The organism is Labrenzia sp. R5_0, assembly GCF_017743835.1.
Taxonomy (GTDB): domain Bacteria; phylum Pseudomonadota; class Alphaproteobacteria; order Rhizobiales; family Stappiaceae; genus Roseibium; species Roseibium algicola.
In genome coordinates this window covers 49,210-69,260 of sequence record NZ_JAGHRK010000009.1, presented here as the reverse complement: position 1 = coordinate 69,260, position 20,051 = coordinate 49,210, and the positions used below count along the sequence as shown (strand labels likewise).

Here is a 20,051-nt window from a genome sequence, read left to right as displayed (position 1 = left end):
CTCCAATGATGCGATGGAAGCGGCTCCTTTACCTAGGTCGCAAGATCTGACCGACCCATCGTCAGTCACTTATTGGTTGTGCTGATTTGCCGGTTCTTCATTGAAATTCGACAAGATCTCCCAAGCCACTGCCGTTGCCATTTCGGTGACCGGTAATCCGTATCTTTGCCGTAGGTCTTTGCATGGATGTAAGGATCCCTTCCTGCCGCCGTCGAAGACAGACTTGCTGACAAATATGGCTCATAAATATGCCGTCATAGTCATAGGGTTGCTCATAACAGTCCGTCTCGGACTAAGGTTTCTGAACCCTCAACAGGGTGACGCCGGGCACCGATCCTGGCAAACGAAGGCAGCGTCAACGGTGCATCGGGCTCTCTATCTTTCCGTTCTCGGTCAGGCGGCGACCGGCTTTGTCTCGTCCTATCTCTGGAAAGGGGTGGTCCCGTTCCACCAAATGCTCTGGAACCTGACACTGACCCTGGTGAACCTGCATGTCCTCGCCGTTGCAATTCATCTTGTCCGCCGCGACGGGGTTGTCGGGAAAATGGTCCCGAGGCGAGCAGAACGGTAGGAAAATATCTCAAGTTAACTGTCCAAGTTTGATTTATTTTCGATGCTACCTGGTTGGCATCCGTTTCGAAAAGTCACGCTTCAAACGTGGTTTCTTATTTGCAGTGTCGGCTAGGCAGCATTCCCATCGTATGATGACTTAATATGTCGGCAAAGCACTGACGCCTACAATCACGAAGAAGGGTGTCGAGATACCAGGCTCGCCATGGCAATTCGGAGAATACGCTGCAGTTCTACTTCAACATCCGGTCAATACTTGCGTCGGAAAAAGACCCGCTAAAGAACCTGCGCTTGGTTGGACCGAACACCGGGCACCCGACTTTATCAGTTCTATTTTTTCAATTTGGGTCGGCTAAGATTTGAAAAAACTGGCTGAGGTTCGTGCTCTGAGGCACACCCTCAACTAATGAAAATGACCGGGCCAACTGTCAGAATTCGGGTCATCTTGAGCTTCCAGCAGGTAGAAGCTGTATAAACGGCAATGAACCTGATTGGAAACCGCGTTGGACCTGACCTTTCAAACATTCAGTCTGGCATTTGGTCTTGGACTGCTGGGTTTTATCGAACCCTGCACGATCGGTGCGCACCTCATATTCGTAAACCGGCAATTACAAAATCCGTCTGAATATCGACTGGCGGCAGTAAGTACCTTCATTCTTGCACGCGTTATCGTCATGGCCGGATTTGGCGGGGCTATTGTCATGTTGGGCCAAATGTTGATCGGGGTTCAGACCGGCTTCTGGCTGGTGTTTGGGATCCTTTACCTGGCCCTGGGTCTGTTCATGATTGCAGGCTTTGGCCGGATTTTGCGCCGAAAGTTCGAGGTCGCTCCGGAGCGCTGGCGAATTGCCGGAAATCCACTCCTGCAGGGGCTCGCCTTTGGTTTGAACATTCCTGCATGTGCGGCGCCGATCCTATTCGCTCTTATTGGAACAGTGGCACTCACCGGTTCCCCTGTCTCTGGCGTAGTGCTGATGGGTACTTTTGCTCTGGCCCTGTCTTTGCCGCTTCTGCCGCTGACCGTTTGGCCACGATCTGCGGGTTTTCTTTCCCGGATGGCGGACTGGTTGAGGGCACGGCGCTGGTTTCTCGGCCTAGTATTCGTCCTGCTTGGCATTTGGTCGATATGGTTCGGCCTTTTTGTCGATCCTGTGGACTGGAGCGGAAGGTGACGCCGCGCCGAAGATTTTGGCATGTGGCCGGTGCCGGAGCCGCTTTCCAGGCGGGATCGTCCGCGGTTGACAGCTCCACAGTGATGTCAGCCCTGGTCTTTCAACTGACGGGGAGCGCTGTCGCGGTCGGTGCTGTCCCGGCCATCCTTCGCTGCGGCTGGCTATTGCCGCAGCTCTTCGTTGGATACCTTGCGGGAAAAGGCGGGGCCTTGATGCCCTTTTATGTCGTCGGTGCCTTCGGCCGCACCGCTGCCATCGCTGCGCTCTCGGTGGTGCTCTGGACCGGTGCCGTTGCCGAATGGGGGTTCGAAGTCCTCGGCATCGCAACGATGACGCTTTGGACAATTTATGCCGTCCTCAGCGGCATCGTCGGTGTTCCATACAACGATATTGTCGCCCGGTCGGTTCCTTCCGGACTACGCAGCCGACTGTTGGCTTTGCGGTTTTTCGGCGGCGGGATCGCCGCAATTGGTGTCGCCGCAGTAGCCGATCAGCTCATACGCACGCTACCGGTGCCAGTCTCCTACGCGGCTGTGCTCGGCGTCGCCGCTTGCCTGATGCTCGTGTCGTCCATCGTCTTCGTCAGTATGGGAGAGCCTCCGCGGTCCACACCCGTCAATACCGGTACGAGTTTCGGTTCTTATCTGCGGGAAGGACTGACGGTCTTTCGCGATGATCCGGTATTCCGCCGCTTCGTGTTCGCCCAGTGGGCGGGAGCTGCAGTCCTGATGGCGGCACCGTTCTATATCGTTGCAGCCGGAAAGACAGGCGCAGGACTGCAGAATGTTGCAATGCTCCTGGCAGCGCAAACCGCCGGCGGAATTGCTGCCAATCCGCTGTGGGGCTGGTGGGGAGACCGCTTTGGCAAGATCAGCCTAATGCGCGGGATCGCCATCGCCAGATTACTACCGCCATTTGCGATGGTGGGGCTCTTGACTATCGCCGCAGCGACCGAAAGCGCGCTTGCGCTCCTATCAGCGATGTTCTTTTGCCTCGGCGCCCTCGCCAACGGATTGACGATCGCAGTGATCGGTCTCTTGATGGAGATTTCACCCGATCAACGTCGCCCCGCCTATAGCGGATATTTCAATGCGCTGACGGCGCCTGCGTTCATTCTGCCTATGATTGGCGGCGTGATCGTGGCCGTTTCAGGGCTTGAAACAGTGTTCGTGATTTCTGCCGCGTCGGCATTGCTCCAGGCGGCGTTGTTATTCAGATTGAATGCAGGAATTCGATCTCGATAAAGCAGCCCGATCAAACGCGTGAGTGAGGCGCGGCAATTATAATCGCAGCCCCGACGATACAGATGGTTGCACCTAAGAGATCCCAGCGGTCAGGATAGACGCCCTCGACCAGCCAGAGCCATATGAGTGAACTCGCAATGTAGATACCTCCATAGGCCGCATAGGCACGACCTGCGGCCGCGCTATTTACCAACGTGAGCAAATATGCAAATAGACTCAGCGCGGCGAGACCCGGAACGATCCACCAGATTGATTTGTCGAGCCGCAGCCAAGCCCAAAATGCAAAACATCCTGCTATTTCAAAAACGGCTGCGCCGACATATGCCGTGAAAGTTTGCATTCTTGATAGCCCTCGTTTCGAAGAATGAAGATCGGACCCTGGCTCTTGATTAAGTGTCTTTGTCACACACTTGCATGATTTTCAGCCTACTGGTGCGTGATGTTTGGTAAGGGGTGTGCCGCTCACACGTTGACCGAACTCGTATATAGTCGATTTTGTTCTTTGCAGCGTCGTGGACGCGGCAGCCATGCGCCAGCATCGGAGATAAACGTTTTCCAGTGAAGATTTCTGCCCTCACACGCCGCTAAGTATTTCACCAAGGGAAAGGGCTATGATCAAAGGCTTTGATATCCAGCGCCTCGCAGAGCGCGCGCCAGTTTTGATAGCAACCTCCATTCTTCTAGGAATGGTTCCTCAAGTTTTGAGAATGTCGGGCATCAATGGATTTTATATCGGCCTGACAATTTTCCTTCTTAACCTAGCACTCTGCACTGTGGGGCTGGCGTCGGGGAAATTCCGTTTGTTTTGGCTGCTTTGGGCTGCTGCATCCATAGCGTCATTCATCCTTTTCGGTATGGCAACGCCTGTTGGAGTGGTCTTGACTTTACCCATTATCGTATAGCCTTGGCTTTGATGCTCGGCCAATGGCGTGTCCGCAGCTTACCAACTCGATCACGGGTAAGGAGTGCTATGTAGGGCTGGAAAATTCCATGGCAGGAGTTCGTCGATCCGGCTTTTCGGATGGCCGCCAGCAATAGCTTCGAGGGTCGCCTTGAGATAGGCGAAGGGCTCGACGTTGTTGATCTTCGCGGTCTCGATGAGGGATGCGATGCGGCCCCAGGTGCGGCCGCCCTCGTCATGGCCGGCGAACAATGCATTTTTCCTGTTCAGGGCAATTGGCCGGATCAAATTCTCGACACTGTTGCTATCGATCTCGACACGGCCGTCGTGGAGGAAGGTCTGCAAACCGTCCCAGTGACGATGGATGTAGGCAAGCTTCTCGCCGAGGCGGGACTTGGCGGAGACCCGGCGGCGTTGCTCTTGCAGCCATTGTCCGAAGGCGGCGACCAGAGGCGCGGTGCGGGCCTGCCTTGCCGAGAGCCGCTGCCCGGGCGCCGTTCCGCGGATATCGGCCTCGACCCTGTAGAAGTCGGCGATCCGGCGCAAGCCTTCGGCGGCGATCTCGGAGCCGTCTCTATCGAACACCTCCTTCAGTTTCCGCCGTGCGTGCGCCCAGCAATGGGCCACGCGGATCGGATCGCCACCCTTGCGGGACGGGCGCGTCAGGCAGTTGTAGCCCTGGTAGCCGTCGAGTTGCAGGACCCCGTCGAAGCCACGAAGGATTTTCTCCGCGTTTTCTCCGCGGCGGTCTGAAGTGGTCCCGGAAATCCGGACAGGTTGCTAAGGTGTATCCCATTGATCTGAAGGGATACGAGAATGGCGAAACGCCGGAATTTTTCGGATGCGTTTAAAGCGAAGGTCGCGCTTGAGGCATTGCGCGGTGACAAGACGATCCAGGAGATCGCAGCCAAGTATCAGGTACATCCGAACCAGGTGAGCACGTGGAAACGTCAGGCTGTCGAAGGCATGGCGGATGTGTTCGCCCGTGGAGGCAAATCCGAGGGGCCGACGGAAGCGGAGGTCAAGGAATTGCACGCCAAGATCGGGAGGCTGAGCGTCGAGAACGATTTTTTAGCGCAAGGGCTCAAGAAGTGAGCCCGGCAAAGAAGAAGGCGATGATCCGCCGGGACCATCCGGATCTGAGCATCAGTCAACAATGCAAATTGGTGAAGCTGAGCCGTGCGGCGTTCTACTACATGCCAGTCGGAGTCAGCGCGGCAACGCTGGAATTGATGAAGGCCATCGACCGAGCCTTCACCAAATACCCGTTCTTCGGAAGCCGACAGATTGCTGCCTATCTGCGCCGCGACGGTATCGTGGTCGGCCGCCATCGGGTTCGCCGTCTGATGGCGAAGATGGGACTGGAAGCGATCTACAAACGGCCGAGAACCAGCCAACCGCATCCGCAGCACAAGGTTTATCCCTATTTGCTGCGGGGCATGACGATCGGCCGGCCGAACCAGGTCTGGTGTTCGGACATCACCTTCATCCCCGTGAAGCACGGTTTTCTGTATCTGGTTGCGATTATGGATTGGGCGACGCGGAAAGTCCTGAGCTGGCGGCTGTCGAATACGATGCACGCCGACTTCTGCGTTGAAGCCTTGAACGAGGCCATCGCCCGCTTCGGACCGCCTGAAATCATGAATACCGATCAGGGATCTCAGTTCACTGGATCGGCCTGGATCACCACGCTGACCGAAGCTGGCATACGCATCTCGATGGACGGGCGTGGCCGGTGCATGGACAACATCTTCATCGAACGGCTGTGGCGATCCTTGAAGCAGGAAGCGGTTTATCTCGAAGACCTGACCGACGGCTTCAAGGCGCACGGTGTCATTCGAAACTGGATGAAATTTTACAACACCGAACGGCCTCATTCAGCCCTTGAGCACAAAACCCCGAGGGAGGCATATTGGGCTGACAGAAACCTGAAATTGGCGGCATGAAAACCAACTTGGATACACCTTAAACAAGCCGCTGACCTGTCCGGAAAACCAGGACCACTTCAGTCAGGCGCATAGAAGAAGACCACGCCGGGTGGATCGTCCCCGCCCCAGGCCCGGTCGTCTCGGGCCAATGCCCAGAGGTATCCGGTTTTCGTCTTGCCGCGGCCCGGATCCAGCACCGGCGCCGTGGTCTCGTCCATGAACAGCTTGGTCGACACCTTCAGATGCTCTGCCAGCCGGTTGATCACCGGGGCGAGGTGGAACGCGGCGGTGCCGACCCAATCCGCCAGCGTGCTGCGATGGATATCGATGCCCGACCGGGCAAGGATCTGGCTTTGCCGGTGCAAGGGCAAATGGTCCGCGTACTTGGCAACCAGAACATGCGCAATGGCGCCTTCCGTCGGCAGACCGCCTTCGATGAGATGCGCCGGCGCCAGCATCTGAGTGACGCCGTCGGTACAGGCGCGGCAGGCGTATTTGGGGCGGACGGTGACGATCACGCGCAGCTGTGCGGGCACGATGTCGAGCCGCTCCGTGCGATCCTCGCCAATCTTGTGCATCACCCCGCAACCGCAGGGACACTCAAGACTGTCAGGCTCGATCAAACGCTCGATGCGGGGAAGGTCCTTCGGCAGGTAGCCCCTATTGCGACGGGCCGGACGGCGGGTTTTGCCTTTAGAGGAGAGCTGCGTGTCCTGGCTTTCCTCAACCTCGGCGATGGCTGTCTCGAGGTCTTCGAAAGCCAGCTGCCGTTCGTCTTCGCTGAGCTTCTCCGACCTTTTGCCGTGAACCGCGTGGTTCAACTCCGCGACCAGATGCTCCAGGCGCCTGTTGATCTCCTTGAGCGCATCCCTTTCGCGCAGGAGCGCGGCGACAGCATCACGCTGGTCGGCGGGGATCGCGGAAAGATCGATGGCGACAGTGGAAGGCATGGGCCGAGAATAGCCCGGGACCGCTCCGGATGCCCGCCATTTCCGGCACCTGATTCATTCAGCCGCAGCCGGAGACCGAGCCTCCAATGCCTTCACCTTGCGCCAGTCCAGACCCGAGAACAGCGCCTCGAACTGAGCATGGTTCAGCGACATGGTGCCATCCCTGATGACGGGCCAGGTGAAGGTCGTATCTTCCAGCCGCTTGTAGGCCATCACAAGACCGGACCCGTCCCAATAAAGCAATTTGAGCCGGTCGGCTCGCCTGGACCGGAACACAAAAACCGTGCCGGTGAACGGGTCCTTGCGCAACACGGTCTGGACCAGAGCGCTTAGACCATCATGTCCTTTTCTGAAATCGACCGGCTTTGTTGCCACCAGGATACGCACCCGGTTCGAGGGGAAAATCATGATCCACGCTCAAGGGCGCGCACAATTCCGGCAATCCTGTCCGGGCTCGCGGAAGCATCCAAGCGGATTGTGGTTCCGCCGTGAATGATCTCCACCGCCGCCAGCGGCTTCGCATCCTCTTCAACGGACGTCGGGGTCGGCTCCAGAACGGCCGGTACAAACTTGGCTCCCGGAAGATCCGGCACCACAAGTTTGCCCTCCCGCGCCAAACGTCGCCACGACGAAAGATGGTTGGGCTTCATGCCCACACGCCGGGCGACCTCGTTCACGGTCACACCGGGCACATAGGTCTCCGCGACAAGCTGACCCTTCACTTCATCCGGCCAGTGCCGCTTCCCTGCGGGGCCGACCAAAATCTCATATCCGCAAATGGACTCCATATGGAGCGATCTATGGACTCCCAACCCTTCCTCCATTCCCAAATCAACAATGGGTATGGATTCCAGCATCACGACGGAAGCGAATAGGTGGGGTCCAGCCGCCGCTTACGATGTTTGTGAAATTGCGGAAACCGTTTCCCTAACAATTAAGCTTGCCCATCCGCTGTTAGCAATCAGTCTTGCTGGTCTCAATAAAGAGGTCAGTTCTGGCGGGGGCGGGCGAATTCACATCCCCAAGCAGCTTGGCTTCGCATTTGGTCGCTGGAAAAGTTCGAATCGATCATTGGGATGTGACTGGAGCTGCGATCTGCCTCGCGGGTCCCTCGATCATAATCAGGGCCCTTGTCAGTCGGATAGTTGTTCCGACAGTGTGCAGAAAAGTTGCAATCAATTTGCTTCGACCGGCAGACCCGCCGCCCGCCACTCGGGCAAACCATCCTCCAGACGCCGTATATTGAAGCCACGGGCGCGCAATGCCGCCACTGCTTCAAAAGAGAGTACGCACCATGGACCGCGGCAATACGCAACGATCTCGGTATCCGGATCGAGTTCAGCGAGCCGCGCTTCCAGCTCGTTCAAGGGAATATTGACGGCTCCCGGCACGTGGGAGGTTGCGAATTCGTCCGGTGGACGGACATCGAGCACTGTAACCCGACCGTCTCGCGTTTTGGCCAAAAGTTCCTCGCGCGTGACCGCTTCCATGCTGTCGCGATCGTCGAAATAACTCCGCCGGATCTTTTCGACTTCGGCGAGATTGCGCTCCGCGACGCCGGAAAGAGCTGCCATCAGGTCGAGCACACCGTCATCCGCAAGCCGATAGAGCACATACTTGCCGTCCCGTCTTGAGGCGACCAGTCCGGCTCGCCTCAATTGCTGCAAATGCTGCGACGTGTTGGCGATGGTGAGCCTAACACGCTCGGCCAGCGCGTCCACGCTGCGTTCGCCTTGCCCAAGATGTTCGAGAACCTCGAGGCGGTGCGGACTCCCGAGGGCGCGGGCGACTGCGGCGAATTCTGAATAGAGCGCTTGTTTAGGGCCGATTGACATTGTCCGGTTACCGACATTATATCATTCAAGTGATTAGTTGAATGTAATCTGTGCAAGAGGTCATGGCAAGGCTTCTTGACGACCGACGAACGGCTCCCAATGACCGACTTACTGCTGGCGAACGAACCGCTGATCCGCCTGAGATTCTTTCTCGGCATCCTTTTGGCGATGGCGCTCTGGGAGGTGGCGGCGCCGCGCAGACGCAGGGAGATTCCGCGTTTGCTGCGCTGGAGCAACAATCTCGGCATCGTCATCGTAGACACGCTGTTGGTGCGTCTCACGTTTCCCATAGTGGCGGTCGCACTCGCCGTCATCGCCGAAGAGCGTGGCTGGGGGCTGTTCAATGCCTTCGAAACGCATGCCTGGGTCGCCTTCATCGTATCGATGCTGGCGCTCGACCTTGCGATCTATCTCCAGCACGTGATGTTCCATGCCGTTCCGGCTCTCTGGCGGTTGCACCGCATGCATCATGCGGATCTGGAATTCGACGTGACCACCGGTCTGCGCTTTCACCCGGTAGAAATCCTGCTGTCGATGGCCATCAAGCTCGCCGTCGTCGTGGCCCTTGGCCCGCCTGCGGTTGCTGTGCTTGTCTTCGAAGTGCTTTTGAATGCCACCGCGATGTTCAACCATTCAAATGTCCGAATTCCGGCCGGGATCGACCGTATCCTGCGGCTTGTCGTGGTGACGCCGGACATGCACCGGGTTCATCACTCGATCCATCCGAGCGAGACGAACAGCAATTTCGGCTTCAACCTGCCCTGGTGGGATCGTCTGCTCGGGACCTATCGGCCGCAGCCCCGTGAAGGTCACGAGGCCATGACCATCGGCATCGAACAATTCCGAACCCGGCGAGACCTGTGGCTCGACCGGATGCTGATCCAGCCACTGATCGGCCGCGCCAGCAATTATCCAATCAACCGCGAGCGAAACGGAGACAAGCAGTGAACGCCCGTCGTCTGCTTCCACGCGTCCTCCTGCTCCTGGGTATTCTCACAGCAACCTTTTGGGCAGCCTTGCTGCGCGACCGGTTGAACCTGGAAGCACTCGACGCCTGGCTTTCCGGGCTCGGGTTCTGGACGCCTCTTGCCTTTCTCGGTCTTTATGCCGTTGGAACGGTCGCCTTCGTGCCGGGGACCCTGTTCGCATTGGCGGGGGGGGGCGCTGTTCGGACCTGTCTGGGGCACGGTGCTCAATCTTTTGGGCGCGACTATTGGTGCAAGCCTTGCCTTTCTCATCGCCCGCTATGTCGCCAGCGATTGGGTGACGGCCAGGACCGGCGGGCGAATGAAGCGGCTGACAGAGGGAGTGGAAGCCGAGGGCTGGCGGTTCGTCGCCTTCGTGCGCCTCGTGCCGCTGTTCCCCTTCAACCTCACCAACTACGCCCTTGGTCTCACACGCATCCGGTTCCTGGCCTATGTTGTGACGTCCCTTGTCTGCATGGCGCCGGGTGCCATCGCATATACCTGGTTCGGGCACGCTGGACGTAAGGCCCTTTCCGGCGACGTTTCGGCGATACGCTACGGCCTGATGGCCCTCGGTCTGCTCGCGGCCATCGTCTTCCTGCCTCGTCTGGTTCGCCGCTTGCGTGGCTGCGCGGCAGTCAGCTGGGTGGAGACGGACGCGGTGACCGATCGCCCTAGAGAAAGCGGGGTCACCGTTATCGACGTGCGCTCGCCCGATGAGTTCACCGGTCCGCTCGGCCACATCGAAACCGCTCTGAACATTCCGTTTGGCGATTTGCCCGATCGTTTGAGCGAGTTAAGGGAACTCCGGGGTCGATCTGTCGTTCTTGTCTGCAAGAGTGACAAGCGCTCCTCGACCGCAGCGGCCAAGCTCGGTGACGCCGGATTCCGCGATGTCAGCGTTCTGCGCGGTGGTATGGAGAAATGGAACCGGGACGGCAGAGCGGTCTGCAACGGCGATGCCAGCAGAACAGACCCGATTTGAAGTAATTCAAGATCTCCTGCACACTTTAGTCCCTATTTGCGAAGATATTTCACCAGCGCGGCGATTGCGAGAACCAGCAGTACCAGGATGAGGATCATCCAGATCCCACCGAAGCCCATGCCATAGCCTTCCATCATGCCGTGTCCTTTCGTTTCAGACGTAGATTGCCCTGTCAGATTTTGGCGCCGCGTAACCGCAGCGAATTCAGCACCACAGAGATCGATGAGGCACTCATTGCAAATGCCGCGAACATCGGACTGATCAGGATACCGAAGACCGGGTACAAGACACCCGCCGCAACAGGCACACCGGCGGCGTTGTAGATGAGCGCGAAGAACAGGTTCTGGCGTATGTTGCCCATTGTCGCGCGCGCCAATCGACGGGCGCGGACAATCCCGTCGAGATTGCCCTTTACCAGCGTGATCCCCGCACTCTCGATCGCCACATCGGCACCAGTGCCCATCGCGATCCCGACATCCGCCTGGGCGAGCGCAGGAGCATCGTTGACGCCATCGCCGGCCATCGCGACCTTCTCTCCCTGACCTTGCAGTTCCTTGATGATCGAGGCCTTGTCCTCGGGCAGCACGTCCGCACGGATCTCATCTATTCCCAGCCGAGCCGCAACCGCTCTCGCGGTCCGTTCGTTGTCGCCGGTCGCCATGATGATGCGGAACCCCAGTTCGTGAAGCGCCTTGAGAGCTGCCGGCGTCGTTTCCTTCACAGGGTCGGCTACGCTGACCAGGCCGGCGATCTTGCCTTCGACAACCACGAACATGACCGTTTCTCCCGCGTCACGCCGTTCGTTTGCTCGGTTGGTCAGATCATCGGCCTGAAGCCCGAGATCCTGGACAAGCTTGATGTTCCCGAGCGCAACGGGTCTGCCGTCGACGGTGCCCTTGACACCCTTGCCGGTCACCGCCTCGAATTCCCCGGCTGAGCCCAGTTTGACACCGCGTTCCTCCGCACCGTCGACAATGGCCTCGGCCAGCGGGTGCTCGGATCCTTTTTCCAGAGTGGCCGCAAGTCGCAGCACTTCGCTTTCGTCGTGACCGGGCTCTGCAAACACGCCAATGAGGCGTGGCTTGCCCTCGGTCAAGGTACCGGTCTTGTCGACGATGAGCGTCCCTACTTTTTCAAAACGCTCCAGAGCTTCGGCGTTCTTAATCAGAACGCCTGCCTGCGCGCCGCGCCCGGTGGCGGTCATGATCGACATCGGCGTTGCAAGCCCAAGCGCACAGGGACACGCTATGATCAGGACCGCGACCGCGGCGATGAGGGCATAGGAGAGCGCCGGTGACGGCCCCCAGACGGCCCAGCCGACGAAGGCCAACAGGGCAACGCCGATTACCGCCGGCACAAAAAAACCGGCAATCTTGTCGGCGTATTTCTGTATCGGGGCGCGTGAACGTTGTGCATTGGCAACCATTTCGACGATCTGGCTCAGCATCGTGTCCGCACCGACCCTTCGTGCTTCAATCACCAGGGATCCTGTCCCGTTGATCGTTGCTCCGGTTACGGACTCGCCTGCGACTTTTTCGACTGGAACCGGTTCGCCGGTGATCATGCTTTCGTCAACCGACGACCGGCCGTCGAGGACCACTCCGTCGACCGGCACCTTGTCGCCGGGCCTGACCCTGAGCCGGTCGCCGACCTGAACGTCGTCGAGCGGGATTTCTTCCTCGGTGCCGTCCTCCCGAACGATCCGGGCCGTCTTGGCAGCGAGATCCAGGAGCGCGCGGATTGCCTCGCCGGTTCCCTCACGCGCGCGCAATTCCATCACCTGGCCCAGAAGCACAAGGGTAACGATCACCGCTGCCGCTTCGAAATAGACGCCGACATGCCCCTCCGGATCGCGAAATCCTGCCGGGAAAATGTCCGGGGCGAGCACGGCTACGACACTGAATGTCCAGGCCGACATCACGCCCATTCCGATCAGCGAGAACATGTTGAGGTTCATGCTTCGAAACGAGTTCCAGCCCCTTGTCAGAAATGGCCAGCCGCACCAAAGGACCACGGGAGTACCAAGCACCAGTTCAATCCAGAGCGTCGGGCGTTCACCGAATATCCCGCGCACGCCGGACAGCCCGAGATAGGGACCCATCGTCAAGACAAGCAAAGGGACGGTCAGTGCTGTTCCAACCCAGAACCGGTGAGTGAAGTCGACAAGTTCCGGATTTGGCCCTTCAGCAGCCATCGCTGCGTTTTCGAGTTCAAGTCCCATGCCGCAAATGGGACAGGACCCCGGTTCGATCCGACGCACCTGTGCATGCATGGGACATGTGTAGACCGGTCCATCGTATCCGGAAGGAACCGTGTCGTACCTTTTGTCCGCCGCAGCTGCGTGATCTTGATGAGCATGAGCATGGTGGCCGTGACCGTGACCATGGCCGGACTGGGCGTGGACTTCTTTTTCCGGGACAAGGTGCATTCCGCACTTAGGGCAATTGCCCGGTTTGTCTTGCCTGACTTCCGGATGCATTGGACATGTGTATGCAACGCCGTTTGCAGACGTTTCTTTATGGGAGCCTTCTGCTTCGTTCATTTTTTTGGTCCAGTCCATGTTGGTGCAGGATTGCCAGTACCACTTGCAGCGTCGCGAAGAGGTGGGGTCGCCAGAAAAGCAGAGACGGCTTGGCCGATCATCTCTCCGAGATGGATAGCGTTACTTTCGTGCGGAATGCTGTCAGTCGAAACGATCCTCGCAGCGCCAGCGGATCGTATCTCGTTGTAGGCGCTTCCGGCAAAGACCGCATGAATGAGGATACAGACCGGTGGCCTCGCGCCTGCAGCAAGAACGCGTTCGACCACCCGAACCATCGTGCGGCCAGAAGAAGCGATATCGTCGAGAATGACCGGCGTTCCGTAACGAAGGTCGACGCCGTCAGGCACGCTAACCTCTACCAGCCTGTCGCCGCTCCGGCTCTTCTGCAGTACCTCGAAGGGACGTCCGGCCATCCCTGCAACTTCAGCAACCCATTGCCTGCTTTCGCTGTCGGGCCCAAGCAGGATCGCATCGGGAACTTCCCGGGAAATCCATGTTGCGATCGATCGGGCCGTCGCAACCCGCATTGCCGGAACCCGGAAGATATCCTCCAGCCGCGCGATCCGGTGGAGGTGAGGGTCGACGGTCAAGAGCCAATCGAAACTCTGGCAAAGGAAGTCCGCAAACAGCGGAGCGCTCACTGCCTGTCCGGGCAAAAAACTTTTGTCCTGCCGCATGTATCCGAGATAGGGAGCTATGAGGCCGACGCGGCAAGCACCCATCTCGCGCGCTGTTGCCGCGGCAAAGCGCAGTGGAAGCGCCAAGTGGTCCGGATCGCGCAAAGTTGCGACGAAACCTACATCGGCACCGTCCAGCCCGTCCGGCAAAGTCACCAGGCTTTCGCCATCGGGAAACCGGTGCAAACCGAGCTGCCGGACCTGCGCCCCCATGCTGCCGCCGATGTCATGCGCCAATGCAGTCATTTCCGGGAACGGGATCAAGATCATGACGCGATCTCACCGATCTTCATCACGTCAACGTGTGCCTGTGCATAGGCATGGGCATATTCGAGCTCCCCTGAAGTCTCGGCATGAATCTCGAAGAGGGGTTGACCACGTTGCACAAGCGCTCCCGGATGCACATTAAGCCTCACACCGGCGTTTTTCTGGCGCGGTGCACCAGCGAGCTTCGCAATACGGGCGATGACCCGGTTGTCCACAGTGGTGAGGACTCCGGTGCGGCTCGCAAGGACTTCCAGCCGTTGCCGAGCCACGGAGGGTTCGCGAAATCCGCCCTGGGCATTGCAAATTGCCAGGAACTTCGCCTCCGCCTCGCCGCTTTCGATCAGGGCTTCCGCACAGGCGCGTCCCGAGCCTTCGTCAGCAAGTCCGCCGAGTTGGAGCAGTTCTCCTGCCAGGTCAATTGCCCGAGCACGCAGATCGGCCGGTGCATCGCTGCGGCGTCGCAACACCGACAGCACATCTGCCGCTTCGAGTGCCGGACCGATACCCCGTCCGACGGGTGCGGTTCCATCGCTGATGTGTAGCACAACTTTCAATCCGATCTGGCGTCCCGCTTCCCTGAGCCGATTGCCAAGTGCAACCGCGGCTTCTCTGGATCGGACCTTGGCGGTGGGTCCGACAGGCATGTCGATCAGGACGTCGCTCGATCCGACGGCTGCCTTTTTCGACAGGATACTGGCCACCAACTGCCCCGTTGAATCGAGATCAAGAGGCCGTTCTATGCGGATGAAATGATCGTCGGCCGGACTTAAGTTCAATGCACCGCCCCAGACGACGCAGCCACCTTCAGCCTCGACCACCTTGCGCAATTCCGCGGCGTCCAGATTGACAGGTGTCATGACTTCCATGGTGTCGGCCGTGCCGGCGGGAGACGTGATCGCACGGCTCGATGTTTTGGGTATCAAACCGCCTGCGGCGGCGACAATCGCCACAACGATGGGCGTTGTGCGATTGCCGGGCAGCCCTCCGACACAGTGCTTGTCAAGGACCGTCTGCATTCCCCAATCGAGACGCGTCCCTGCGGCCAGCATCGCCCGGGTTAGGGCCACCGTCTCAGCTTCGTCGAGTCGATCTCCGGTACATGCGGTTAGGAACGCCGCCAATTCAATCTCCGACAGCCGGTTATCGAGCGTGTCGCCTACAATCGCTGTAAAATCTCCCTCGGATAACCGATCACCATACGCCTTGGCCCGGATCAGAGAAGCTGACGCCGGTGGTTCCGGATGCGAGAAACGCCCGCGATCTCCGGGCTCGGCGCCAATTGCCTGCCATGCCGAAATCGAAAGCGCCGCTGTATTTGCTTCCAGCCATTCGCCGCGCTTCACAACATTCAGCGTTGCGATGATCCAGCGACCGCGCAAGTCGAGCCTGACGCGGGTCTGAGCTGCAAAGCCTTCCGAGCGGCAGACATGGCAATCTTCGGTCATGTAGATCACCGGCTGGCGATAGGTGTCTATACCGGAGGGGACAAGAGCAAGCGTGTCGGTCATCGCGGCTTGTCCAGATTGATGATGTCGAGATGTTCGGGAGCGCGCGCCGGCCAACCGAGCTCATGTTCAATTCTGCCGCGCAGCGTGTCAGACGCGGATGGCTCGCCGTGCGTGACATATGTCATTGCCGGTGACCGTGACGCTCCGCGCATCCAGCGCAGAATCTCGTCTGCGTCAGCATGGCCGGAGAAGCTTTGCAACTGAACGACCTCGGCTTTGATCGGAAACTCGCGTCCAAAAATTCGCAAGGTTCTGGCTCCTTCGGCCAAGGCTGAACCACGTGTGCCGCCCGCCTGAAACCCGGACAGGAGAATGGTATTGCGGCGATCAGGACCAAAGCTGATAAGATGATGGAGGATGCGGCCTCCCGTGAGCATTCCGGACGCCGAGATGATGATCATCGGGCCCTGGCGGGTGTTCAACTCTTTCGATTGCTCAACCGTTTGCACCCGCTGAGCCAGGCGATACATGTCCACGCATTCGGCCCATGGAACATGATGCTCATCGTGATGCCGATGATAAATCTCGGTCGCATCGATTGACATCGGGCTGTTGAGAAAGACGGGCACGGGCGGGATCTCGCCATGCTTTATCAACCGGGCAATGTGATACATCAGTCCTTGTGCCCGGCCTACCGCGAACGACGGGATTAGAACAGTACCGCCTCGTGCGAAGGTGCGTTTCAAGATAGGGGCAAGTTCCGCCTCCGGATCGATATCCGGATGCTTTCGATTGCCGTAGGTGGATTCGCAGACAAGAACATCCGCCCCCTCAAAGGGGATGGGTGGCCGCATCAGCGGATCGGGATCGTGACCAAGATCCCCGCTGAAATGAACGACTTTGTTTCCTGTTTCGAGCCTGATCTGAGCTGCACCCTGAAGGTGACCGGCCGGGATGAACGTTGCTGCGACCCCGCCTCCGAGATCGACACGGCGGTCGAAATCTACGGTATCGAGGTGTTTGAGCGCTGCTTCTGCGTCCTTCAAGGTGTAAAGAGGCGTCGGATTTTTGTGCCTTGAATATCCGTTCCGCTTGGCATGGCGAGCTTCTTCTTCCTGAAGATGTCCACTGTCGGGCAATATCAGGCCACATAGTTCGGCGGTCGCGGCGGTGCATAAAACCCTTCCGGAATAACCGGATCGGATAAGCGCAGGAAGATAGCCACTATGGTCAAGATGTGCGTGGGTCAAAAGTACGGTGTCTATGCCCTTCGGTCGTGTGGGAAAGGGCTTGCGGTTGCGGGCGCGCAGGTTCTTGAAGCCCTGGAACAGGCCACAATCCACCAGGATGCGACGGGATCCAGCTTCAATCAGGTAGCGCGAACCGGTGACAGTGCCTGCCGCACCGAGAAACCGAAGGGTATGGGGTGCCGTCCGGGTCATGCTGTTATTCCTTCCCTAGCGAGCGTTTTGAATAAAACGCCCATGAAGAGCACTGCAGGCCTGGCAACCAGGCAGGGGCTGCAGAAATGTCATCGCTTGAATTGACGCAGAAACCGGGATTTGCGGCGCAGATGCCCGGGTTCTCTCCGATTTGCACGGTCAGTAGGCCCGGGAGCTGGCATCCCGGGCCGGCACTTCGAGTCTCGTCAGTCTTCAGAGGGTGCCTGCCTGTTCATCATCCCTTGCGATCCCGGCGTCATTCCCCGCATTTTCATTCTGCGTGCCGGAGCGGCCATCTCGGCCTCGGTTATCTTTCCATCGCCATCGGCGTCGAGATGCTGGAAACGGTCCACCGTGGTGTCGCGGATCATTGCCGCGTGCAGGGTCTCGAATTCACTCAGAGACAAGGTCCCGTCACCGTCGGCATCAAACTCCTTGAGCCGGGACAGCATATTGGTCCTGCCCTCACCGGCGCCGGGCGCACCCATCATGTCGCCACCCATCATCATGCGCATCATCTTGCCGTCCATCATTGCCATGGGGTTTCCACCCCCCTGGCCTTGCATATTGTTCTCCATCATCTGGCCGTGCATCTGCATCATCATGCGCATCATATTCTGCATCATGCCGGCCTGACCGCCCATAGGTCCTGTTTCTTCCGCACTCTGTTCCGAAGCTCCGTGCCCGTGTTCGCTGTCGGCAAGAGCAAGACCCGGCGTGGCTATTGAGAGGATCATCGCGGTAGCAATCGTCGGAAAAATTTTCATGAGAGAGGTCCAGTTCAGTTTTGCTGTACAGGTGATGAGCAAACCAAAGGTGGGTCGATCCCGATCGCCAAGCCTGGGTGCCATTGGCTCCAACTTTGGCTGTCCGGGACGACTGCCTTTACTGGCTTGAATCCACCATTTTGACGTTTGTTGAGTTTCATCTGATGGGCGCGCCGCACGGCCGATTTCTATTAGGCTCGTGCGATGGTTTACCCGAGGCTCGACCCTGTGCGCTCAACCAGCGAAAGACAGAGAAGCTGGTTCGTTCACACTGGCGGCGCTGGCTACCGGCTCTGTGGTGGTCGCAACAACCCAGAGACAGCCGCGGATAGTGCTCCACGCGGCTCCATTCCAACCCAGGCGTGGCTGGAACTTGGCAAACTCGGAAGATCTGTCGAGTTGGACGCAATTGCAAAGCAGATGCCTGCAAGGCCCGGGCAATGGCCAACTGCACTTATGTGATCGCTCATGCCTGAGGTCGTTCCGGCCTTATCGGAATTCGACAACATATCCGAGTGCAATGGTGTGGCGATTGAGGCGGCGTGCGCATGCGCCATTCCACCAACGCCTGTTGAGAACACAAGAATGACCAGCACCAGGGCCCGGACAATCATGTGAAACAGGGGGGATGAAAACGTATGGCGCACGGACACTCTCCTTCCGAGAGTATTAAATCAGATGCGACGGGAAGTTCCTTGATACAAGTCAAACCGAGCAAACTCGGGTGAGGCCCCTCATCAAAGAACGCCCCCTTGAACGAAACCTCTGTTTTTGCTTTTCACCGTCGCCCGGCAGTCGCAGCGGCACCAGATTGCCTCAGCAGGCTGAAACCACGCCAGAGAGCACCAGCGTCGGCTTGCGAGATAAGTCCCGCTGCCCCCAGCAATCGGGCGAGCACCATTCCGGCCGCGACATTTACCCCGAGATTAACGATCCCGTTGACCAGGGCTTCGTCGCCCGCGCGCATCAGTTGCCGTCCCGCATGGCCGTAAAGTCGGGAATAGAGCTCGTTGCCTGCCCCGACGCGCACAATTCCGCCCATGGGCAGGCCAGGCCCCGTCGCGATAAGCAGGCCACGGGTGCGCATGTGGGGGTGGGGATGCGGTCTGAAACGTGTCACCGAAAAATTGCTTCCGTTCAGGTAGACAAGAACTTCAGAGCTTGAATCGATAGCCTGCAATATGTCGCCGACCTTGTCAGCATGAGCTTCCCAATGGAATTCCTGAATTGCGTTTGCGACCGAAGCGACAACGCTCGCGAAATGCTGCTGGGGATTGTTGAACTCGAAGAGGCGCAGAATGCCCTGGATCTTGACGTCGAAGTGCGGTGGCCTCGTCAGGGTGGCCAGGTGCTGGTGATTGTCTCGAAGATCCTGATATTGAATGCAGTTTGAAAAGAGTCTGCTCAGTATTTGCTTGAGATTTCGCTCACTTTGAGCCGTGGGAGCATAAATTATAACCGGCATGAGAAGTTCTCCGCGTTATGTGCCCACTCATTTCTAGAAATATGCTTATATTCGAAAACCAAGATTATCATTCCTGGCACAATAAGACAATTCTGAAGCGTTCCATTCCATGATCAGATTTCCCCGCCTCGACAAATATATTGAAACATATCTAAGAAATAGAAACGGAAAGCTATCGAAGTGACCTGTTTGGGAGCACCTCGTCTCGTCGCGAGTATTTTTTGTGCTTGATCGATCAAGGGTCTTGGAAACCGGGATCTCAAGCCTCATATGGTGCGTTCACAAATGTGCTGGACAAATGCGGGTATCACGGAGAATTCACTTGCTGCGTTGCATGGTGCCCGATAGAGAAATTACGTTCCCCAGTTAGGTGACCTTTGCGCAACCTGCTTCAAATCCTCATCGCGAGCATATTTCTCCTCGGAACTTTCATTCCTGGGGCGAGAGCACATGCTTCTGTAGAAGGGGTGCAGATTGTGACGGGTGCAGCCGGACAGGCTTTCCAAGACCTGCATCAGGAGCTTGGTTCTGGCGACACGCAGGGCGCGATACCTGATTGTCCTGCCGCAAAGGCAAAGAAGAACGGAATGACGTCCTCGCATGCGTGCTGTCCGGCATCATGCGTTGCAGACCTTGTTATCCTGCATAGCCCCGTTTCCCCGGGCTGGAAGGGTCTTCCCGCCTATCTGCCGATGATCGGTTCGCTGACGGATGCGAGCGGACATCGCCTGGAGCATCCTCCCAAACACTGATCTCGATCCGGAGTTTTGTCCGGACAAATCGTGCGCCGCGATCGCCGCGGCGACGTTCAGACAATCGAGATCAGTGAGTTTCTATGAAGCTAAGCGTTATTGCAGCGCTCTCGCCGCTATTGGTCGGGGGTTGCGCATCGA

General features: G+C 58.2%; 18 protein-coding genes and 2 pseudogenes. 8 read left to right on the top strand and 12 right to left on the bottom strand.

Features of this window, described 5'->3' with window-relative positions:
- Positions 1-235: 235 nt before the first annotated feature.
- The 3 genes from J7447_RS29215 (at position 236) to J7447_RS29205 (ending at position 2,986) form a co-directional block, all read left to right on the top strand.
- Positions 236-571: a cytochrome b/b6 domain-containing protein gene (locus J7447_RS29215; RefSeq protein ID WP_228873479.1), complete on the top strand. Its 336-nt coding sequence runs from the start codon at positions 236-238 to the stop codon at positions 569-571.
- Positions 572-1,073: 502 nt separating this feature from the next.
- Positions 1,074-1,742, top strand: coding sequence for a cytochrome c biogenesis protein CcdA (locus tag J7447_RS29210; RefSeq protein WP_209171659.1), 669 nt, complete (start codon positions 1,074-1,076; stop codon positions 1,740-1,742).
- 212 nt (positions 1,743-1,954) lie between these two features.
- Entirely contained in the window at positions 1,955-2,986 is a 1,032-nt protein-coding gene (locus tag J7447_RS29205; protein WP_209171658.1) for an MFS transporter, read from the top strand.
- A gap of 10 nt (positions 2,987-2,996) precedes the next feature.
- Here the strand turns inward: J7447_RS29205 and J7447_RS29200 are convergent, their stop codons facing one another.
- Complete coding sequence (locus J7447_RS29200; RefSeq protein ID WP_075284782.1) at positions 2,997-3,326, bottom strand: YnfA family protein; 330 nt, start codon at positions 3,324-3,326, stop codon at positions 2,997-2,999.
- Positions 3,327-3,597: 271 nt separating this feature from the next.
- On the opposite strand from J7447_RS29200, the gene J7447_RS29195 reads away from it, so the two are divergent.
- On the top strand, positions 3,598-3,888 hold the full coding sequence (locus J7447_RS29195) for a hypothetical protein (protein ID WP_209171657.1): 291 nt from the start codon (positions 3,598-3,600) through the stop codon (positions 3,886-3,888).
- Positions 3,889-3,938: 50 nt separating this feature from the next.
- Here J7447_RS29195 and J7447_RS29190 read toward each other — a convergent pair.
- A pseudogene (locus tag J7447_RS29190) lies at positions 3,939-4,634 on the bottom strand (IS66 family transposase); the annotation flags it as partial.
- A gap of 69 nt (positions 4,635-4,703) precedes the next feature.
- On the opposite strand from J7447_RS29190, the gene J7447_RS29185 reads away from it, so the two are divergent.
- Positions 4,704-5,833, top strand: a protein-coding gene (locus J7447_RS29185; RefSeq protein ID WP_209171656.1) for an IS3 family transposase whose coding sequence is annotated in 2 segments (ribosomal slippage) — positions 4,704-4,965 and positions 4,965-5,833 — 1,131 coding nt in all. Because the reading frame shifts where the segments join, the coding sequence is not laid out codon by codon here.
- Between the two features lie 65 nt (positions 5,834-5,898).
- Here the strand turns inward: J7447_RS29185 and J7447_RS29180 are convergent.
- From J7447_RS29180 to J7447_RS29165, 4 genes and pseudogenes are all read right to left on the bottom strand, one after another.
- Positions 5,899-6,765, bottom strand: a pseudogene (locus J7447_RS29180) (IS66 family transposase); the annotation flags it as partial.
- 54 nt (positions 6,766-6,819) lie between these two features.
- On the bottom strand, positions 6,820-7,173 hold the full coding sequence (tnpB, locus tag J7447_RS29175; protein WP_075284779.1) for an IS66 family insertion sequence element accessory protein TnpB: 354 nt from the start codon (positions 7,171-7,173) through the stop codon (positions 6,820-6,822).
- Entirely contained in the window at positions 7,170-7,526 is a 357-nt protein-coding gene (locus J7447_RS29170) for a transposase (RefSeq protein ID WP_083660868.1), read from the bottom strand. Before J7447_RS29170 ends, tnpB begins: the two co-directional genes overlap by 4 nt.
- Positions 7,527-7,940: 414 nt before the next feature.
- Positions 7,941-8,600: a metalloregulator ArsR/SmtB family transcription factor gene (locus J7447_RS29165; protein WP_075284778.1), complete on the bottom strand. Its 660-nt coding sequence runs from the start codon at positions 8,598-8,600 to the stop codon at positions 7,941-7,943.
- 99 nt (positions 8,601-8,699) lie between these two features.
- Here J7447_RS29165 and J7447_RS29160 point away from each other — a divergent pair, with 99 nt between their 5' ends.
- Together J7447_RS29160 and J7447_RS29155 are read left to right on the top strand one after the other, a co-directional pair.
- The gene (locus J7447_RS29160; RefSeq protein ID WP_075284777.1) at positions 8,700-9,548 is read left to right on the top strand and encodes a sterol desaturase family protein; all 849 of its coding nucleotides are present in this window, start codon (positions 8,700-8,702) and stop codon (positions 9,546-9,548) included.
- 156 nt (positions 9,549-9,704) lie between these two features.
- Entirely contained in the window at positions 9,705-10,550 is an 846-nt protein-coding gene (locus J7447_RS29155; RefSeq protein ID WP_286189699.1) for a VTT domain-containing protein, read from the top strand.
- A 172-nt stretch (positions 10,551-10,722) separates the two neighbouring features.
- Here J7447_RS29155 and J7447_RS29150 read toward each other — a convergent pair whose 3' ends face one another.
- From J7447_RS29150 to J7447_RS29125, 6 genes are all read right to left on the bottom strand, one after another.
- A complete protein-coding gene (locus tag J7447_RS29150; protein ID WP_286189698.1) occupies positions 10,723-13,029 on the bottom strand; it encodes a copper-translocating P-type ATPase in 2,307 nt (768 codons plus the stop codon).
- 59 nt (positions 13,030-13,088) lie between these two features.
- The gene (locus tag J7447_RS29145; protein WP_209171653.1) at positions 13,089-14,039 is read right to left on the bottom strand and encodes a ribose-phosphate diphosphokinase; all 951 of its coding nucleotides are present in this window, start codon (positions 14,037-14,039) and stop codon (positions 13,089-13,091) included.
- Positions 14,036-15,544, bottom strand: a complete 1,509-nt coding sequence (locus J7447_RS29140) for a thymidine phosphorylase family protein (RefSeq protein ID WP_209171652.1) — start codon at positions 15,542-15,544, stop codon at positions 14,036-14,038. Before J7447_RS29140 ends, J7447_RS29145 begins: the two co-directional genes overlap by 4 nt.
- Positions 15,541-16,926: an MBL fold metallo-hydrolase gene (locus tag J7447_RS29135; RefSeq protein WP_209171651.1), complete on the bottom strand. Its 1,386-nt coding sequence runs from the start codon at positions 16,924-16,926 to the stop codon at positions 15,541-15,543. Before J7447_RS29135 ends, J7447_RS29140 begins: the two co-directional genes overlap by 4 nt.
- Positions 16,927-17,132: 206 nt before the next feature.
- Complete coding sequence (locus J7447_RS29130; protein ID WP_209171650.1) at positions 17,133-17,693, bottom strand: EF-hand domain-containing protein; 561 nt, start codon at positions 17,691-17,693, stop codon at positions 17,133-17,135.
- Between the two features lie 778 nt (positions 17,694-18,471).
- Positions 18,472-19,158 carry a hypothetical protein gene (locus tag J7447_RS29125; protein ID WP_209171649.1) on the bottom strand — a complete coding sequence of 229 codons (687 nt, stop codon included), beginning with the start codon at positions 19,156-19,158 and terminating at the stop codon, positions 18,472-18,474.
- Positions 19,159-19,745: 587 nt separating this feature from the next.
- Here J7447_RS29125 and J7447_RS29120 point away from each other — a divergent pair.
- On the top strand, positions 19,746-19,910 hold the full coding sequence (locus J7447_RS29120) for a hypothetical protein (protein ID WP_209171648.1): 165 nt from the start codon (positions 19,746-19,748) through the stop codon (positions 19,908-19,910).
- Positions 19,911-20,051 lie beyond the last annotated feature (141 nt).

Coding starts and splice junctions, on each gene's coding strand:
- J7447_RS29215 (WP_228873479.1), top strand. CDS start 236: ATGGCTCATAAATATGCCGTCATAGTCATAGGGTTGCTCATAACAGTC.
- J7447_RS29205 (WP_209171658.1), top strand. CDS start 1,955: ATGCCCTTTTATGTCGTCGGTGCCTTCGGCCGCACCGCTGCCATCGCT.
- J7447_RS29200 (WP_075284782.1), bottom strand. CDS start 3,326: ATGCAAACTTTCACGGCATATGTCGGCGCAGCCGTTTTTGAAATAGCA.
- J7447_RS29195 (WP_209171657.1), top strand. CDS start 3,598: ATGATCAAAGGCTTTGATATCCAGCGCCTCGCAGAGCGCGCGCCAGTT.
- tnpB (WP_075284779.1), bottom strand. CDS start 7,173: ATGATTTTCCCCTCGAACCGGGTGCGTATCCTGGTGGCAACAAAGCCG.
- J7447_RS29165 (WP_075284778.1), bottom strand. CDS start 8,600: ATGTCAATCGGCCCTAAACAAGCGCTCTATTCAGAATTCGCCGCAGTC.
- J7447_RS29160 (WP_075284777.1), top strand. CDS start 8,700: ATGACCGACTTACTGCTGGCGAACGAACCGCTGATCCGCCTGAGATTC.
- J7447_RS29155 (WP_286189699.1), top strand. CDS start 9,705: ATGCCGTTGGAACGGTCGCCTTCGTGCCGGGGACCCTGTTCGCATTGG.
- J7447_RS29150 (WP_286189698.1), bottom strand. CDS start 13,029: ATGCATCCGGAAGTCAGGCAAGACAAACCGGGCAATTGCCCTAAGTGC.
- J7447_RS29145 (WP_209171653.1), bottom strand. CDS start 14,039: ATGATCTTGATCCCGTTCCCGGAAATGACTGCATTGGCGCATGACATC.
- J7447_RS29140 (WP_209171652.1), bottom strand. CDS start 15,544: ATGACCGACACGCTTGCTCTTGTCCCCTCCGGTATAGACACCTATCGC.
- J7447_RS29135 (WP_209171651.1), bottom strand. CDS start 16,926: ATGACCCGGACGGCACCCCATACCCTTCGGTTTCTCGGTGCGGCAGGC.
- J7447_RS29130 (WP_209171650.1), bottom strand. CDS start 17,693: ATGAAAATTTTTCCGACGATTGCTACCGCGATGATCCTCTCAATAGCC.
- J7447_RS29125 (WP_209171649.1), bottom strand. CDS start 19,158: ATGCCGGTTATAATTTATGCTCCCACGGCTCAAAGTGAGCGAAATCTC.
- J7447_RS29120 (WP_209171648.1), top strand. CDS start 19,746: ATGACGTCCTCGCATGCGTGCTGTCCGGCATCATGCGTTGCAGACCTT.